Origin of the sequence: Rhizobium ecuadorense (assembly GCF_001187535.1) — a bacterium.
Lineage (GTDB): Bacteria > Pseudomonadota > Alphaproteobacteria > Rhizobiales > Rhizobiaceae > Rhizobium > Rhizobium ecuadorense.
Genome location: NZ_LFIO01001047.1, coordinates 1 through 215 on the forward strand (window position 1 = coordinate 1; position 215 = coordinate 215).

Sequence of the window (215 nt, forward strand, 5' to 3'; positions counted from 1 at the left end):
GGTGCCAAAGGCAAACAGGATGTCGGTGCGCCGAACCTGACCGACGGCCGCTGGATTTACGGCGGGGGTATCGAACGGATCGTCCAGTCGATCCATGGCGGACGGCAGGGACATATGCCCACCTGGGACGAACGCCTAAGTCCAGCTGAGATAAAGATACTCGCGCTTTATGTGAACAAGCTGGGTGGGGGTCAGCCGTGACGCCCGAGGTGAAG

At 60.5% G+C, this 215-nt stretch carries 1 pseudogene; it reads left to right on the forward strand.

The features are described 5' to 3' along the window. A pseudogene (locus AF337_RS18820) lies at positions 1–201 on the forward strand (cytochrome-c oxidase, cbb3-type subunit III); the annotation flags it as partial. Positions 202–215: the final 14 nt, after the last annotated feature.